This is a genomic window from Kitasatospora phosalacinea, assembly GCF_030268885.1.
Classification (GTDB): Bacteria; Actinomycetota; Actinomycetes; order Streptomycetales; family Streptomycetaceae; genus Kitasatospora; species Kitasatospora phosalacinea_C.
The window spans coordinates 1-15,535 of the sequence record NZ_BSSA01000048.1; the positions used below are offsets into that span (position 1 = coordinate 1).

The window sequence follows — 15,535 nt, forward strand, 5'->3', positions numbered from 1 at the left end:
ACCCGGTCATCACTGCGCGGCCGCCCCGCGGTCCCCGAACTCGGCAGGAACCGCGAGAGCACGGCCCACTCGGCATCGGACAGCTCATGACGACGTATCACGCCCCAGATGATCTCACTGCTTGATCATCTTTGAAGACGGGCCCTAGCGCCGGCGCCGCCGCCCGCTCCCGCGCCACCGCGTCACGACGTCACCACGCGGACGGCGCGGGCGGGGCGACCACCGGCGGGCGGTCGTCGCAGGTGAGGGTGTTGGGCAGCTCCCAGGGGGCCAGCCAGTCGCCGGTGGTGCCGCCGCCGGAGTTGCCGCCCAGGTCGGTGACCGTGAACTCGGAGCCGGCCGGGGTGAAGTGGAAGGTGCCGCAGTTGTTGATCCCGACGGCGCCGACGTTGCGGGCGGTGACGTTCCGGAAGCTGGCGGACCCGGCGACGCGGGCGCTGAGCACCGAGGTGCCGGTGCCGTCGATCCGCACGTCCTCGAACGCCAGGTTCGACAGCTTGTACCGGTCCTTCACGCCCCAGTCGGCGACCGCCATGATCGCGTTGTAGGTGGAGTCCAGGTAGTGGTCGCCGCTGACCTCGATGTCGGCGTCGATGTCCCGGTCCAGCACCTCGAACCAGATCGCGCCGAGGCCGATGTTCCAGTTCAGCTCGTAGGTGCCCGCCCGCACGGTGGTGTTGTCGGTGAAGTGCAGGTACCCGGCGAACGGCTCGGCGCCGAAGCGGGAGCCCGCGTGCAGGCCGGAGCCCTCGCGGACCGGGTCGGCGACCAGGTTGTTCGAGACGGTGGTGTCGGTGCCGCCGTACACGGCGACGGCGTTGGCCAGGGTCGGCGACTGCACGGTGTTGTGGTCGACGGTGACCCGGGCGTCCGCGGTCCTCTCCGACCAGAGCGCGATGCCGTCGTCGCCGGTGTTGCGCAGGAAGTTGTCGCGGATCACCGAGTCGGTGACGCCGGTGTGGAAGTTGATGCCGTCGGCGATCTGGTCGGCGATCTGGTTGCCGCTGATCGTCAGGTTCTTCATCGGGCCGTCCAGCCAGATGCCGACCTTGGTGTGGTGGATGTACAGGCCCTCGATGCTGGAGTCGCTGAACGCGCCGCCGATGCCGTTGACCTGGTCGGTGTCGATCCGCTCCCGGACGTCGCCCTCGATCGCGAAGCCGGAGAGGTGGACGTTGCGGCTGCCGCCCTGCGCCGCGTCCTTGCCGTAGAGGCCGACGCCGGTGTGCACGCTGCCGTCGGGGGCGGGGGTGGCCAGGGTCTGCTGGGTGCCCTTGAGCACGGTGTACCAGCTGCCCGCGCCGACCAGCGTCACGTCGTCCACCACCAGGTGCCGGTTGACCTGGAACACGCCCGGCGGCAGGTAGACCGGCACCCGCAGCGCCCTGGCCAGCCCGATCGCCCGCTCGATGGCGTCCGCCGAGTCGCGCCGCCCGGTCGGGTCCGCGCCCGTCACCAGCACGTTGACGGCCTTCGGCTCGACGTGCGGCGGGGCGACCAGCTGCGAGTCCAGCAGGTCGATCACCGCCCAGGGCGCCGTCGACCCGGCGGGCAGCGCGACGCGCACCCTGTCGCCCGCCCGGTAGGTGCGGCCCAGCAGCAGCCGCTGCTCGTCGTACGCGTGGCCGGGCCGGAACGGGGTGGCCACCGTCGGCGCGGGGGTGGTCGCGGCGGGCACGCAGCCGCACTCGGTGATCCACCAGTCCGGGTGCAGCAGCCCGGCCTTCGGGTCGTTGGTGAACGGGTACTGGTTGTACAGCCAGGAGTACTGGCTGGTGGCCGCGAGCCGGCGGCGGTCCTTGCCGTTGACCGTGACGTCCAGCGGCGCGCTGGTCCCGCCGCCGTCTGCCGCGTCGGGGAGGCTGTAGCGGACGGTGACCGCGTTGGCGTCCGCGGGCAGGGTGAACTCGACGTACTGGCCGGGGGCCAGCCTCACCGCGCTGCGGCCCGAGGCCTCCGCGGCCAGGGTGTACGCGGTGCGGTCGGCGGCGATGACGCTGCCGGTGGTGGCGGCGTTCTCGGCCTCCTGCTCCTGGAAGTCGACCCGGGCGCCGCGGCCCGCGGTCAGCGCCGGGTCGATCCCGGCCCTGGTCACCACGGCGCGGCCGGCGGAGGCCCCGGAGGAGGACGCGGCCTGCGCGGCCGGGGCGCACAGCGCGACCCCCAGCCCGAGCACGGAGGCGACCACGACCGCCCCGGCGCGGGCCGAACGGGGCAGGGCGGAAGGGGTGGGGGAGGCGGAGGCAGCAGGCATCGGGGACCGGCTCTCTGGAAGGCGTGGTGGAGGTGAGCCGACAGTAGGGGCGCACGCCCGGCCACCACAAGAGAGTTGCGCGGAAATTTCTCCCTGATGTCAGATTCTTGCGATCTCAGAGTCAGTCGTTGCGGCGCGACCGGCCGCCCACTCCACGTACCGGCCGGACTCCCGGGTCAGTCCCGCCAGGAACCACAGCAGCAGCGCCGTGTCGTCACCCCAGCCCAGCAGCGGCAGGAAGTCCGGCACCGCGTCGACCGGGCTCAGCAGGTACACCCCCACCGCCAGCGTCAACGCCGCCAGCTTCCCCGGCCCCACTCCCGGGTACCGCCCCGCCATCGCGTCCCGCAGCAGCCGCGGCAGCGCCCGCACCCGCGCCACCGGCCCGGGCGCGCCCGGCCGCCGGGCCTCCCGGTACAGCCCCCACGCCGACCGGGTCACCGCCACCCCGTCCAGCCCCCGCACCCGGGCCGCCCTGCCCTTGCCACTACCCATGGGAACCCTCCCGGGACGCACACCGCCGACTCCCCTCACGGTACGGGACCGTCCCCGCCGCGCCGGGGTCCGTACCGAACCGCGACACACCCGTGCGAACCCGGGACGCGCCGCGCCCCAGCCCGACGCGCCGCGCGCCCGCCCGACACGCGCCCGCCCGACACGCCGGGCGACGGGTTCGACACGCCGGGCGACACGCCGTTCGGGGCGCCGTCCGGCGCACCGCGGGCGTGCGCCGCGCGGGGCGACGGCCGATGCTGGCCGCATGACGAGCACGAGCAGCAACAGCGCCACCGATGAGCCCCTGGTCCGGGTCGCCGAGTTCCGCACCGACAGCCGCTACCGGCTGGTCCATTTCCAGGGCGCGGGCTGGAAGCCGCTGGCCCCCGAGGAGTTCGAACCCGAGGTGCACCGGCACTTCCCCGACCTCGACCCGCGCGACCCCGTCCGGGTGCACTGGGACGACCGCCCCTGGGAGTGGCCCGCCTGGCACCCCGGCGAAGCCTGACCCCTCCCCGCACCCGCACCCGAACCCGCACGGGCCGCGCCGCTCAGCGCGAACCGGCCAGCAGCGCCAGCACCTCCTCGGTGGTGCCGGTCTCGCCCAGCCGCGGGAAGATCCGCTGCACGCTGTTGCGGTGCGCCTCCGCGTCCAGGTCGCTCATCGCGTCGACCGCCAGCGTCACGTGGTAGCCGTGCTCGTGCGCGGCCCGGGCGGTGGACTCCACGCCGATGCTGGTCGCCACGCCGGCCAGCACGATCTGCGTCACCCCGCGGCGGCGCAGCTGCACGTCCAGGTCGGTGCCGTGGAAGGCACCCCAGTTGTGCTTGGTGACCACCAGGTCGGACGGGTCCAGCAGCTCCGCGGAGAGCCGGTCCCACCCCTCGGGGCGGGCCGGGCCGGCACCGCCCCGGTTCTGCTCGGTGCGCCCGGGCGGCACGTCCCCGCCGTCCGCGGCGAAGGACACCCGCACCAGCACCACCGGCAGCTTCGCGGCGCGGAACGCCCCGGCCAGCGCGATGCTGCGCTCCAGCACCTCGCGGGCCGGGTACGGGGCGGTGGAGGCGGCCAGGATGCCCTGCTGGAGGTCGATGACGACCAGGGCGGTGTTCGGGTCGAGCGCGGTGACGGACACGGCGGGGCCTTTCGTCGGGCGGTGCGCGGACGGCCCGGGGCCCGGACCGTCCAGTTCCACTGCGCAGGTTACCTGTACAGTTCGGACGGCCCGGGCCCCGGCCCCGCCGCGGACCCGCTCAGCCCGCCAGCTGCGCCTCGATCGCCGCCACCAGCTCCGCCGACTCCGGCTCGGTCCGCGGCCGGAACCGCCCGACCACCTCGCCGTCCGCCGACACCAGGAACTTCTCGAAGTTCCACTGCACGTCCCCGGCCTCGCCGGTCGCGTCCGCCACCTCGGTCAGCCGCGCGTACACCGGGTGCCGCTGGGGCCCGTTCACGTCGACCTTCTCGAACAGCGGGAAGGACACCCCGTACGTGGTCGAGCAGAACTCCTGGATCTCCTCCGCCGACCCCGGCTCCTGCCCCCCGAACTGGTTGCACGGGAACCCGAGCACCGTGAACCCGCGCTCCCCGTACTTCTCCTGCAGCCGCTCCAGGCCGGTGTACTGCGGCGTCAGCCCGCACTTCGACGCGACGTTCACCAGCAGCAGCACCTTGCCCCGGTGCTCGCCCAGCGAGGACGGCTCGCCCGCCAGCGTCCGGATCGGGAGCTCGAACAGCGAATCCGCCATGACCGCACCTGCTTTCTCTGAGACGACATGCCAACGCCCCGAACCTACCCCGCCGCCCGGCCGGCCCGGTCCGAGTCGGTGATGCATGTCGTGAACGTGCGGGTGGGCGGTGGCCGACTTCGCCGTCGTTGGCGCGGCGTTCGGTCGTTCCGCCCGAGGAGGCGAGACAGTGGACGGGATCTTCGGCCGGACCGACCCGGGGCCGCGCCGATATCGGAAGCCGGGCGTGCGTCGCCGCCCGACCGCCCACTCGTCCGCAAGGGAACGCATTGATGACCGACACCGGCACGTCCTACCGTGATCTCCGCGCCCTGGTGATCAACTGCACGCTCAAGCGGTCTCCGGAACGCAGTCACACCCAGGGGCTGATCGACATCAGCACCGGGATCATGGAGCGCCAGGGCGTCGAGGTCGACGTGCTGCGAGCGGTGGACCTCGACATCGCGACCGGCGTGTGGCCGGACATGACCGAGCACGGGTGGGAGACCGACGAGTGGCCGGTCATCTACTCGAAGGTGATGGCCGCCGACATCCTCACGCTGGCCGGGCCGGTGTGGCTGGGGGACAACTCCTCCGTCATGAAGCGCGTCATCGAGCGGCTGTACTCCTGCTCGTCGGTCCTCAACGAGCACGGCCAGTACGCCTACTACGGCCGGGTCGGCGGCTGCCTGATCACCGGGAACGAGGACGGCGCCAAGCACTGCGCCATGAACGTGCTCTACAGCCTCCAGCACCTGGGGTACACGATCCCGCCGCAGGCCGACGCCGGCTGGGTCGGCCCGGCCGGCCCGGGGCCGTCGTACCTGGACGAGGGCTCGGGCGGGCCGGAGAACGACTTCACCAACCGGAACACCACGTTCATGACGTGGAACCAGCTCCACCTGGCGCGGATGCTGAAGGACGCGGGCGGCATCCCGGCGCACGGCAACCAGCGCTCCGAGTGGGACGCGGGCTGCCGCTTCGACTTCGAGAACCCCGAGCACCGGTAGGGCCCCTCCGCGGCGCGGCGCGCCCCCCCGGACCGGTGGCCGTGCTGCGCCGCTTCCTGCCGGTCCGGGGGGTTCGTCGGCCGTTCGGGACGCCGCCTCTCGTGTCGGCGGCGCGCCGGACGGGCGGGACCGCACCGTCAGGGCGTGGTGAGGTCGAACCGGTTGACCGTCACCGAGCCGCCGAGCGCCTGCGTGGCGTAGTTGAAGACGGCGAAGCGGTAGCCGGGGTAGAACTGCCAGGCGTTGCCCATGGTGAAGCCGGGGCCGAGCCGGGTGAAGTTCACGCCGTCGGTGCTGTAGGAGAACAGTGCCTGCCGCCCCGTGCCGGGCCGGATGTCCGCGTTGACGCGCAGCCAGATCCGGCTGCCGGTGACGGCCGCGCTCGCCGCTTCGGTCCCGGTGCTCGTGGTGTTCCAGTTGCCGTCCATGGCCAGGCCGTTGGTCATGACCAGCCGGGTGGTGCCGTTGTCCCGTTTGAGTCCGATCCAGGCCGACGAGTCGCGCAGCATCGCCAGCCCGGCCCGGTCGCCGTCGCGCATCCCGGAGGCGTCGAGCTGGACGGTGGCGGTGGACGACGGCCCGAGGATGCGGTGGGTGAGCGTGTTGCGGGCCGCGTAGAGGTCTCCGGTGACGGTCGCGGTCTGCAGGCGCAGCCCGTTGCCCGCGGACCACTTCGTGTTGTCCGGGTTGTGGTTCCACTCCCACTCGGGACCGAGGGCGGCCGTCGTGAACGTGTCGCTGCCGGTGGGCGGCTTGACGGTGCGCGAGGAGGCGGGGACGTTCGGGCGCGGGTAGGACGCCCCCCAGGCGCCGTTGACGGTCTGCAGGACGGGCCACCCGTCCGCCGTCCACGTCACGGGTGCCAGCACTGGTACCCGTCCGCCCGGGTAGGCGTCGACGAAGGCCATGTAGTACCAGTCGCCGTTCTGGGTCTGCACCAGCCCGCCCTGGTGCGGCACCCCGCCGCCGGCGATCGGCCCGGGGAGGTTGAGCAGGACCTGGTGCATCTCGTACGGGCCGAAGGGGCTGCTCGACTTGAGGACGTACTGGCCGTTGGCGGGGTGCGTGACGAAGATGTAGTAGCTGCCGTTGCGCTTGTAGAAGCGCGAGCCCTCGATGGTTCCGACGTTCGACGGCGAGGTGAACACCGGCTGGGCCTTCACCTGGCTCAGGCCGTCGGCGGAGAGCTGCGCGACGCTGATCGTGGTGTTGCCGTACGCGACGTACATGGTGTCGTCGTCGTCGACGAGCAGGCCCGCGTCGTAGTAGCAGTTGTTGATCTGCGAGCGCTTCTGCCAGGTGCCGTCGACCGCCGTCGCGGTGTACACGTAGGTCCGGTTGTACTCGACGCAGCCGATCCAGTAGAAGTTCCGGTTGCTGGGGCGGTAGTTGAGGGCCGACGCGTAGACCCCCTTGACGTACGCCTGCCCCCCGCTGAGGTCGTACTTGGCGGAGCCGAAGTCGAGGCTCGGCACCGAGTGGCCGGCGAACTCCCAGTTCACCAGGTCGTAGGAGCGCAGGACGGGCGCTCCGGGCGAGTAGTGCATCGTCGAGGCCGAGTAGTAGTAGGTGTCGCCCACCCGGATGATGTCGCCGTCCGCCAGGTCCTCCCAGAGGACCGGGTTCGAGAACGTCCCCGTTCCGCCGCCGGTGACGGGGACGAGTTGCCACTGCTGGTTGGCGCCGCCCCAGTCCTGGTACTGCACCACGTTGCCGCCGTCCGCCGTGGAGGCGTTCTGCACCTCGACCGCCTTGCCGCTGTTCCGGTTGAGCAGCCGGACGTACCCGTCCGCCGAATCGGCGAGCCGGAACTGCTGGTTGGTGCCGTTCAGGTCCGTCCACTGCACGACCGGCGCGCCGTCGGCCGTCGACCGGCCCTGGACGTCCAGCACCTTCCCCGAGTGCCGGTTCTGCAGCCGGAAGTAGCCGCCGCCCGAGTCGAGGAAGCGCCACTGCTGGTTGTCGGCGTTCGACCGCGCCCACTGCACCACCGACGAGCCGTCGGAGGTGCCGAAGTTGTAGTCGTCCATCGCCTTGCCGCTGCCGCGGTTGACCAGCACGTACCAGGTGCCGGTGTCGACCGAGGCCGCCGCGGCGGGCGGGGGTGCCACCGCGGCCAGCAGACCGGCGATCAGTGTGCCCACCAGGGCCGCGATCCAGGCCGCCCGTCGGCGCGGGCCGTTTCGTCGGGTTCCCATCCCGTCTCCGATCGAATGAATTGTTAGCGCTAACAATTTTGCTCGGAGGGCACGGCGAACACACCGGGGAAACGAGCCCGCACCCCCGCCCGGGGCTGCCCGCTGAAGTGAACACCTGTACCTGACAGCCCGTCAAGGCATCCGGCACGGGAACCGGCTGGATGGGACGGCGGTTCGGAGTGCCCGCCCGGCGGCGGCGCTCGGTCTCAGGGCTCGAGGAGCACCAGGGAGCGCCCGCCCCGGCCGGCCGCCATCCGTTCGAAGGCGGCGGGGATGCCGTCGAGGGGGATCCGGTCGGTGATCAGGGCGTCCAGGTCGAGGCGGCCGCCGCGCACGTGTCCGGCGAGCACCGGCACCGTCTCGTCCGGGTCGCAGTTGCCGTAGACACAGGCGGTCAGGGTGCGGGCGTAGTGGAAGAGCTCCAGGGCGGAGAAGGAGACCGTGTCCTGCTTGCCGCCGATGCCCACCACCGTCGTGCGGCCGCCGCGGCGGGTGGCGGACCAGGCCGAGCGGATCGTCGCGCCGCGGCCGACGCACTCGAAGGCGTGGTCGGCGCCGCGGCCGCCGGTCAGTGCCCGGACGGCCGCGGGGGTGGAGTCGTCGGCGAGCAGGTACTCGGTGGCACCGTGGCGGCGGGCCAGCTCCGCCTTCTCCGGGGTGACGTCGACGGCGACCAGCGGCGAGGCCCCGGCGAGCCGGGCGGCCTGGAGCACGGCCAGGCCGATGCCGCCCAGCCCGTACACCACCACCGACTCCCCCTCCCGCACCCGGGCCGCGCTGTGCACCGCGCCGTAGCCGGTCAGGACGGCGCAGCCGAGCAGGGCGGCGGAGGCGAGCGGCACGTCGGCGGGCAGCGGGAGGACGGCCCGGCGGTCGACGACCGTCTCCTCGGCGAAGGCGCCGACGCCCAGTCCCGGGTGGAGCCGGGTGCCGTCCGGCAGCACGGCGTAGTGGCCGGTGGAGGCGGTGCCGGAGTTGTCGCAGAGCCAGGGCTCGCCGATCGCGCAGGCCGGGCAGGCGCGGCAGGCCGGGGCCCAGTTCAGGACCACCGGGTCGCCGGGCGCCACTGAGGTGACGCCGTCGCCGACCGAGACGACGGTGCCCGCGCCCTCGTGCCCGAGGACCAGCGGGAAGGCGGCGCGGAGCACGCCGCGGGCGATCGACAGGTCGGAGTGGCAGACGCCCGCGGCGGCGAGCCGGACGCGGACCTGGCCCGGTCCGGGGTCGGGCAGGTCGATCTCGGTGATCTCCAGCGGGGCCCCGGCGGAGCGCAGGACGGCGGCACGGACCATGACGGTCACCTCGGTGGTGTTCTGGGTGGACTTCGGGGGGTGTTCTCGGTGCCGTTCCGCCGGACTCCGCCGGACTCAGCCGGACTCCGGGGACCGGCGGAGGCCCGCGGCGCGGACGGCGCACGCAGGCCGCGGGGGGTCAGAACTGGAGCGACTTGGTCTGGAGGAACTCCTCCAGGCCGTGCCGGCCGAGTTCGCGGCCCACGCCGGAGCTCCTGCGGCCGCCGAAGGGGGCGAGCGGGTTGAAGCGGCCGCCGTTGATGTCGACCTGGCCGGTCACCATCCGGCGGGCGAAGGCGACGGCGGTCCCGTCGTCGGCCGCCCAGACGGCGCCGGCGAGCCCGTACTCGGTGTCGTTGGCGAGGGCCAGGGCGTGTTCCTCGTCGTCGTAGGGCAGGACCACCAGCACCGGGCCGAAGATCTCCTCCCGCGCCGCCCGGGCGTCCGGGGCCAGGTCGGCGAGGACGGTGGGGCGGACGTAGTAGCCGCGGTCCAGCCCCTCGGGGGCGCCCGGGCCGCCGGCCACCAGGCGGGCGCCGTCGGCGACGGCGCCCGTGAGGTACTCCTGGACGCGCTCGCGCTGGCGGGCGCTGACCAGCGGCCCCACCCGGGTGGCCGGATCGGACGGGTCGCCGGGGACGTACTTCGGGGTGGTGGCGGCGGCGATCGCCAGGGCCTGCTCGTACTGCTCGCGGTGGACCAGCAGCCTGGTCCAGGCGGTGCAGGTCTGGCCGGAGTTGGCGAAGACGTTGGCGAGGGTCGCGTTGACCGCGCGGGCCAGGTCGGCGCCCGGCAGGACGACGCAGGCGGACTTGCCGCCGAGTTCCAGGGAGAGCTTCTTGAGGCCGCGTCCGGCGCTCTCGCCGATCAGGCGGCCGACGGCGGTGGAGCCGGTGAAGGAGACGACGTCCACGCCGGGGTGGGCGGTGAGCGCCGCACCGGCCACCGTGCCGAGGCCGGTGACCAGGTTGAACGCGCCGGGCGGCAGGCCGGACGCGTCGACCAGGCGGGCGAACAGCCGGGCGGTCAGCGGGGTCTCCTCGGACGGCTTGAGCACCACCGTGCAGCCCGCCGCGAGGGCCGGGACGACCTTGGCGACGATCTGGTGCAGCGGGTAGTTCCACGGGGTGATGGCGGCGACCACCCCGGCGGGCTCCGCGTGGACGGTGGAGTTGCCGACCTGCTCCTCGAAGGCGTGGTCGGCGAGGACGTCCAGGAAGGCCGAGGCCACCGCGATCGGGGTGCCGGCCTGGACCGCGTCGGCGAAGCGCGCCGGGGCGCCGAGTTCGGCGGTGACGGTCGCGGCGATCTCCGCCCGGTGGGCCACCAGGCCGTCGCGCAGCCGGGTCAGTGCGGCGAGCCGCTCCTCGCGGGTGCTCGCGGCCCAGCCGGGGGCGGCGGCGCGGGCGGCGGCCACCGCCGCGTCCACCTCGGCGGCGGTGCCCGCGGGAACGGTGGCGATCGGCTGCTCGGTGGCCGGGTCGAGCACCACGACGGTGTCCGGCCCGGCGGCGGGTCGCCAGCAGCCCCCGATGTACTGGTCCGCGTAGTGCTCCATCCGGCGCTCCTCGGCGTCCGCTGCCCGTTAAACTAGCAGTGGTAGTTAACCCGCGGAGGGACGGCCGGTGCAAGGGGTCCGCGTCGGACGGCACGGTGGGGGGCCGGAGGTGCCGGCCGCCTCGCGTCCGCCGGATCGGTCGTCAACTAGCGGAAGCAGGAGGCGAGTTCGACGCGGGAGCGCACGCCCAGCCGGGTGAAGACGTTCCTCAGGTGGTACTCGACCGTGCGGACGCTGAGCACCAGTGCGTCGGCGACCTCCTGATTCGTGGCGCCCCGGGCCACCAGCTCGCAGATCCGCGTCTGCTGCGGCGTCAGTTCCGCGGCCGCCCGGCCCCCGTGGTCGCCGGGAGACCGCGTCCGGGCGCCGGTGGCGCGGAGCTCGGCGGTGGCCCGCCGGGTCCAGGAGGCGGCGTCGAACCGCTGGAAGATCTGCACCGCCTCCTGCAGCAGTTCGCGCGCCGGGCCCGGCTTGCGGGCCCGGCGCAGCCGGTGGGCGTGGAACAGCTCGGTCTTGGCCAACTCCAGCACGGCACCGTCCCGCTGGTGGAGCAGGGCGGCCTGCCGGAACTGCTCGTCGGCCGCCGCGTCGTCGCGCTCCAGTAGCCCGTGGCAGCGGTGGGCCAGGGCGAGGCGGGCGGCGCTCGTCCCGCTCGCGACCCAGGCGTGGTAGCCCCGCAGCGCCTCGGCCGCGTTGGCGCGCCGGTCGCAGCGCACCGCCGCCTCCACGAAGTGCGGGGTGGCCAGTTGGCGGATGACCAGGTTGGTCTGGCGGCCGACGGCGTCGTCGGCCATGCCCGCGAGCCGGGCCAGCGCGTCGGCGGGCCGGTCGTCCGCCAGGTCGGCACAGGCGGACGCCCAGCGGCCGAACGCGGCCGGTCGGCCCAGCCCCCAGGCCGACACCTGCCGGGCGACGGACCGCACCCTGGCCGCCGCGTCCGCCCCGTCGCCCCGCAGCGCCGACACCAGGGCGAGCACCGCGAGGTGGTCCACGGCGAGGTTGCGCTGCCCCGTCCGGCGGGCCAGCCGCAGCCCGTCCAGGGCCGCCTCCTCGGCCGCCGCGCAGCGGTCGGTCAGCAGCGCGGCCAGGGCCTGGTAGACGAGCGCGGCGGGCACCAGGGCGGTCTCGCCCCGGCGTCGGGCCGCGTCGGCCGAGGCGGCGGCGAAGGAGTGGGCGCGGGCGGCGTCGCCCAGGGTGTACGCGGCCTGTGCGGCCCACAGGGCCCAGTACGCATCGGCGGTGCCCCCGGCCAGCCGCATCACGTTCCGCAGCAGTCGGCCCGCCTCCCCGTACCGGCCCTCGAAGGTGGCCGTCATCCCCGCGAAGTGGTCGGCGACCAGGTGCGCGGCGGGGGTGCCGTCGGCGCGCCGCAGGGGCCGGGCCCGCCGCGCCAGCGCGAAGTACCCGGCGAAGTCGCCGGCGAGGAAGGCCGCCTCACCGGCCAGCATCAGCGCGCGGGCCGCCGACTCGCGGCAGTCGTCCGGGAACAGGCCGGCCGCCAGGGAGAGGTGGCGGTACGCCTCGGAGGGCGCACCGTCGCGCAGCAGCAGCTCCCCCTCGGCCAGGCTCCGCACCGCGTGCGTGCCCGCGGGCACGCCGTCCGGCGGCACCCGGTGCAGCAGCGCCCGGCTGTGCGCGCTCTCGCCGGCCAGGAAGGCGTGCCGGGCCGCCAGCGTCAGCCACCGCTCCCGCAGCCCGGGCCGCGGCGCGAAGTCGGCCGCGTTCTCCAGCACCGCCCCGGCCGTACGGTGGTCGGCGCGGTCGGTCGCCCGTTCCAGGTCCGCGGCGGCCCGCCCGGCCGGTCCGGTGCCACCGGCCAGCCGGTGCAGCGCCCGGTGCGGCCGGAACCGTCCGGGGTCGAGCACGTCGGCCAGGAGGCGGTGCGCGGCGTGCCGGTCGGCCCGCGGGACCTCGGCGCGCAGCACCCGGCGCAGCAGTCGGCCCGGCACGGCCGTCGTGCCGTCCCCGGCCGACGCGACCAGCCCGCTGGCCAGGGCCGTGTCGACGGCGCCGGGGTGCCACCCCGCCCGGCGGGCGGCGGCGTGCAGCGCGTCCGGGGCGAGCGGGCCGCCGACCAGGACGGCGGCGACCACGGCCCGGGCGTCGTCGGGCAGTCGGCGGAACCGTCGGCCGCAACCGGCCCGCCACCTGCTGTCCGGGGGCAGCACGAGCGGGCCGCGGCGGTCGTCGGCGCGGGCGGCGGCCGCCAGTTCGGTCAGCGCCAGCGGGTTGCCGGCCGCCAGGGCGAGCGCTTCGGCCGCGGTCGCCGGACACAGGCCGCCCGGACGCCCCGGGGGCGCCGCGTCCGCCAGCAGCAGGCGGGCCGCGGCGTCGTCCAACGGTGGCAGCCGCAGCGTGTCGATCCCGTCCAGGACTGCGAGGGCCGGATGCCCGGCGACCGCGGTCAGCAGCAGGCCGGCCCGCAGGCCGTGCACCCGGCGGGCGAGCAGGCCGATCACCTGCAGCGACACGCGGTCCAGCAGGTGCGCGTCGTCCACGCACAGCAGCAACGGGCGCCCGGCGGGGGAGGCCGCCAGCACGGCGTGCAGCGCCGAAGCCACCGCCAGGGCCGCCTCCGGCGGGCAGCGGCCCGCCAGGACGTCCGCCAGGACGCCCGTCCCCCCGCCCGGGGGCGCCGGGAGGCCCTCGGCCAGGCGCAGCAGCAGGCGCTGGCACCACGCCCACGGCAGCGCGGCCTCCGACTCGACGCCCCCGAGGCGGTGCACGTCGCACCCGGCCGCCGAACGCGCGGCGGCGGCCAGCAGCACCGAGCGCCCGCTGCCGGGCTCGCCCGTCACCACGACGGCGGCGCCCCGCCCCGTGCGCAGCCCGGCGAACGCGTCCTGCAGTCTCCGCTGCTCCTCGGCGCGGCCGTGCAGGCGGAGCGGCGTACGGGCGGCCGTGGCGCTGTCGCTCTCGCTGTCCATGACCGCAGTGTGCGGGGGGAGGCCGTGGAGCGGAAGGGAGTTGACGCGCGTCCGTCACGCTCCGACGGCGACGGGCGGTGGCGGGTGGCGGCGGGCGGCGCGGTCGAGCCGGGCGGAGGACCGGTGGTTCCACCGGTCCGCAGCGGGCCGGGCACGCGCACACTCCTGCCATCCGTCCCCCGTCCGGGGGCAGGGAGAGAGAGGATCCACCTGTGCGACGCCTGCGTACCGCCCTGCTCGCCGTCCTCACGGCCGTGGTGCTCGCCGTGCCCGGCACCTCCACCGGCGCCGCCCACGCGGCGACGACCAGGACCCGCACCCCCGTGGTCTTCGTCCACGGCTTCGTCGGCAACGCCTCCAACTGGGCCGCCGCGGAAGCCCTGTTCGTGGCCGACGGCTACTCCTCCGGCGACCTGTTCGCCTACCAGTACGACTGGTCGCAGTCCAACGCCGCCAGCGCCGCCGGCCTGGCCGCCTACGTGCGTCAGGTCCTCGCCGCCACCGGCGCGCACCAGGTGGACATCGTCAACCACTCCATGGGCGGCCTGGTCAGCGACTGGTACGTCAAGAAGCTCGGCGGCCAGCCCTCCGTCCGCCACCTCGCCTCCCTCGCGGGCGCGAACCACGGCACCACCGCGGCCGGCGCCTGCCTGGTGAACCCGTCCTGCGTGGAGATGTTCCCCGGCTCCCTGTTCCTGGCCACGCTCAACGCGGGCGACGAGACCCCCGGCGACACGCAGTACGCCACCTGGTACTCGCCCTGCGACGGCGTCATCGTCCCCTACACCAGCACCCGGCTCGACGGCGCCGCCAACAACCTCGTCCCCTGCCAGACCCACCTCGGCTTCCTGACCGACGTCCCGACCCTCCGGGCCGTCGAGCGCTTCCTCGACAACTGATCCGGCCGCCCCGGTCACCGGCCGCCCGGTCACCGGCCGCCACGGCCGGGAACCGGGGCCCCGGCCGCCCGACCCCGGCCGCCCGCGACGGCGTCCGTACGGCGGTCGTCCGTCAGTCGGGGCGCCGGGGGTCGGCGGGGGGCGGCCAGGGGCCGTCGGCCTCGCCCGGGGCGAGGCGGTTCACCACTTCGGCGAGGGCGGTGCACGCCTGCTCGATGGTGACGAGGGTGTTCTCGCGCTCGGTGGTGACGGCGGCGAGCAGCAGTCCGGTCAGGGCGGCGACGCCGTTGAGGGCCTGCAACTGGACCATCACGGCGAGCAGGCCGTGATCGGCGAACGGGCCGACGCCGTCGACGGCGGCGGGAACGGCGAAGACGGACACCACCAGGACGCACGGCGCGGCGCCGAGCAGTTGGAAGCGCAGCGCCGCCCACATCACCACCGGCAGGACCAGGAAGAGCAGGGAGAGCGGGCTGTGGGTCGCGGTGAACACGGTGACGACGGTGACCGCCAGCAGGCCGAGGGCCTCCGCCCAGCGGCGCAGCGGCACGTCGCGGGGCATCCGGGCGGCGCGCACCGCCAGCAGCAGCGGGGCGACCACCAGCACGCCCATCGCGTCACCCGTCCACCACGCCGTCCAGGCGGGCCAGAACTGGTGCGGGGCCAGCGCGCCCTCGGAGACCAGGAGCAGGCAGGCGACGGTCGCACTGATCAGCGTGGAGGCGAGCGCCCCCAGGAAGACCAGCGCCACACCGTCCCGCAGCCGGTCGAGCTCGACCCGGAAGCCCACCCGGGCCAGCAGCAGGACGGCCACCACCGGGGCGAGCGTGTTGCCCGCCGCGATGCCGAAGGAGGCGGGGGTGATCGCTCCGAACCCCGCGATGACCATCAGGGCGCCGAGCGCGATCCCGGGCCACACCCGCAGGCCGAGCAGCAGCAGGCCGGCCACGGCGACGCCGGTCGGCGGCCACAGCGGGGTGACGTGGACGCCGCCCACGACGACCTGCGTCAGCAGGCCGAGCCGGCCCCCCGCCCAGTACACGAGCGCGACGCCGAGGATCGACAAGCCGGCCACCGCGGTCTCTCCGGCCTTCGCGTTGCGCAGCACAGCAGCCATCTCATCGCACACCGCCGCCAGGCCCCGGCCGTGACACGCCCGGAGGGTCGGCCGGGA

The 15,535-nt window shown here is 74.7% G+C and carries 12 protein-coding genes; 3 read left to right on the forward strand and 9 right to left on the reverse strand.

The window, feature by feature from the left end:
• Nucleotides 1-190: 190 nt before the first annotated feature.
• A complete protein-coding gene (locus QSK52_RS37300) occupies nucleotides 191-2,254 on the reverse strand; it encodes a glycosyl hydrolase family 28-related protein (RefSeq protein WP_285740726.1) in 2,064 nt (687 codons plus the stop codon).
• Nucleotides 2,255-2,353: 99 nt separating this feature from the next.
• The gene (locus QSK52_RS37305; protein ID WP_285740727.1) at nucleotides 2,354-2,749 is read right to left on the reverse strand and encodes a YkvA family protein; all 396 of its coding nucleotides are present in this window, start codon (nucleotides 2,747-2,749) and stop codon (nucleotides 2,354-2,356) included.
• 265 nt (nucleotides 2,750-3,014) lie between these two features.
• Between QSK52_RS37305 and QSK52_RS37310 the strand changes: the two genes are divergently transcribed.
• Nucleotides 3,015-3,257 (forward strand): hypothetical protein, encoded by a 243-nt coding sequence (locus QSK52_RS37310; RefSeq protein WP_285740728.1) that lies wholly within the window; start codon nucleotides 3,015-3,017, stop codon nucleotides 3,255-3,257.
• A 43-nt stretch (nucleotides 3,258-3,300) separates the two neighbouring features.
• Here QSK52_RS37310 and QSK52_RS37315 read toward each other — a convergent pair whose 3' ends face one another.
• Nucleotides 3,301-3,885 (reverse strand): isochorismatase family protein, encoded by a 585-nt coding sequence (locus QSK52_RS37315; RefSeq protein WP_285740729.1) that lies wholly within the window; start codon nucleotides 3,883-3,885, stop codon nucleotides 3,301-3,303.
• Nucleotides 3,886-4,003: 118 nt separating this feature from the next.
• Complete coding sequence (locus QSK52_RS37320) at nucleotides 4,004-4,498, reverse strand: glutathione peroxidase (RefSeq protein ID WP_285740730.1); 495 nt, start codon at nucleotides 4,496-4,498, stop codon at nucleotides 4,004-4,006.
• A gap of 272 nt (nucleotides 4,499-4,770) precedes the next feature.
• Between QSK52_RS37320 and QSK52_RS37325 the strand changes: the two genes are divergently transcribed.
• The gene (locus QSK52_RS37325) at nucleotides 4,771-5,487 is read left to right on the forward strand and encodes a flavodoxin family protein (protein WP_285740731.1); all 717 of its coding nucleotides are present in this window, start codon (nucleotides 4,771-4,773) and stop codon (nucleotides 5,485-5,487) included.
• 137 nt (nucleotides 5,488-5,624) lie between these two features.
• On the opposite strand, the gene QSK52_RS37330 is transcribed toward QSK52_RS37325, so the two are convergent.
• From QSK52_RS37330 to QSK52_RS37345, 4 genes are all read right to left on the reverse strand, one after another.
• On the reverse strand, nucleotides 5,625-7,685 hold the full coding sequence (locus tag QSK52_RS37330) for a family 43 glycosylhydrolase (protein WP_285740732.1): 2,061 nt from the start codon (nucleotides 7,683-7,685) through the stop codon (nucleotides 5,625-5,627).
• 206 nt (nucleotides 7,686-7,891) lie between these two features.
• Nucleotides 7,892-8,977, reverse strand: coding sequence for a Zn-dependent alcohol dehydrogenase (locus tag QSK52_RS37335; protein WP_285740733.1), 1,086 nt, complete (start codon nucleotides 8,975-8,977; stop codon nucleotides 7,892-7,894).
• A gap of 139 nt (nucleotides 8,978-9,116) precedes the next feature.
• The gene (locus QSK52_RS37340) at nucleotides 9,117-10,535 is read right to left on the reverse strand and encodes an aldehyde dehydrogenase family protein (protein ID WP_285740734.1); all 1,419 of its coding nucleotides are present in this window, start codon (nucleotides 10,533-10,535) and stop codon (nucleotides 9,117-9,119) included.
• A gap of 146 nt (nucleotides 10,536-10,681) precedes the next feature.
• Nucleotides 10,682-13,462: a helix-turn-helix transcriptional regulator gene (locus QSK52_RS37345; RefSeq protein WP_285740735.1), complete on the reverse strand. Its 2,781-nt coding sequence runs from the start codon at nucleotides 13,460-13,462 to the stop codon at nucleotides 10,682-10,684.
• Between the two features lie 212 nt (nucleotides 13,463-13,674).
• Here QSK52_RS37345 and QSK52_RS37350 point away from each other — a divergent pair, with 212 nt between their 5' ends.
• Nucleotides 13,675-14,361 carry an esterase/lipase family protein gene (locus tag QSK52_RS37350; RefSeq protein WP_435053472.1) on the forward strand — a complete coding sequence of 229 codons (687 nt, stop codon included), beginning with the start codon at nucleotides 13,675-13,677 and terminating at the stop codon, nucleotides 14,359-14,361.
• Between the two features lie 112 nt (nucleotides 14,362-14,473).
• On the opposite strand, the gene QSK52_RS37355 is transcribed toward QSK52_RS37350, so the two are convergent.
• Nucleotides 14,474-15,478: an MASE1 domain-containing protein gene (locus QSK52_RS37355; RefSeq protein ID WP_285740736.1), complete on the reverse strand. Its 1,005-nt coding sequence runs from the start codon at nucleotides 15,476-15,478 to the stop codon at nucleotides 14,474-14,476.
• Nucleotides 15,479-15,535 lie beyond the last annotated feature (57 nt).

What these genes read in the sequence shown, in the direction of transcription:
- QSK52_RS37325 (WP_285740731.1), top strand. Translation starts at nt 4,771, where the DNA reads ATGACCGACACCGGCACGTCCTACCGTGATCTCCGCGCCCTGGTGATC.
- QSK52_RS37355 (WP_285740736.1), bottom strand. Translation starts at nt 15,478, where the DNA reads ATGGCTGCTGTGCTGCGCAACGCGAAGGCCGGAGAGACCGCGGTGGCC.
- QSK52_RS37320 (WP_285740730.1), bottom strand. Translation starts at nt 4,498, where the DNA reads ATGGCGGATTCGCTGTTCGAGCTCCCGATCCGGACGCTGGCGGGCGAG.
- QSK52_RS37335 (WP_285740733.1), bottom strand. Translation starts at nt 8,977, where the DNA reads ATGGTCCGTGCCGCCGTCCTGCGCTCCGCCGGGGCCCCGCTGGAGATC.
- QSK52_RS37345 (WP_285740735.1), bottom strand. Translation starts at nt 13,462, where the DNA reads ATGGACAGCGAGAGCGACAGCGCCACGGCCGCCCGTACGCCGCTCCGC.
- QSK52_RS37305 (WP_285740727.1), bottom strand. Translation starts at nt 2,749, where the DNA reads ATGGGTAGTGGCAAGGGCAGGGCGGCCCGGGTGCGGGGGCTGGACGGG.
- QSK52_RS37330 (WP_285740732.1), bottom strand. Translation starts at nt 7,685, where the DNA reads ATGGGAACCCGACGAAACGGCCCGCGCCGACGGGCGGCCTGGATCGCG.
- QSK52_RS37340 (WP_285740734.1), bottom strand. Translation starts at nt 10,535, where the DNA reads ATGGAGCACTACGCGGACCAGTACATCGGGGGCTGCTGGCGACCCGCC.
- QSK52_RS37300 (WP_285740726.1), bottom strand. Translation starts at nt 2,254, where the DNA reads ATGCCTGCTGCCTCCGCCTCCCCCACCCCTTCCGCCCTGCCCCGTTCG.
- QSK52_RS37310 (WP_285740728.1), top strand. Translation starts at nt 3,015, where the DNA reads ATGACGAGCACGAGCAGCAACAGCGCCACCGATGAGCCCCTGGTCCGG.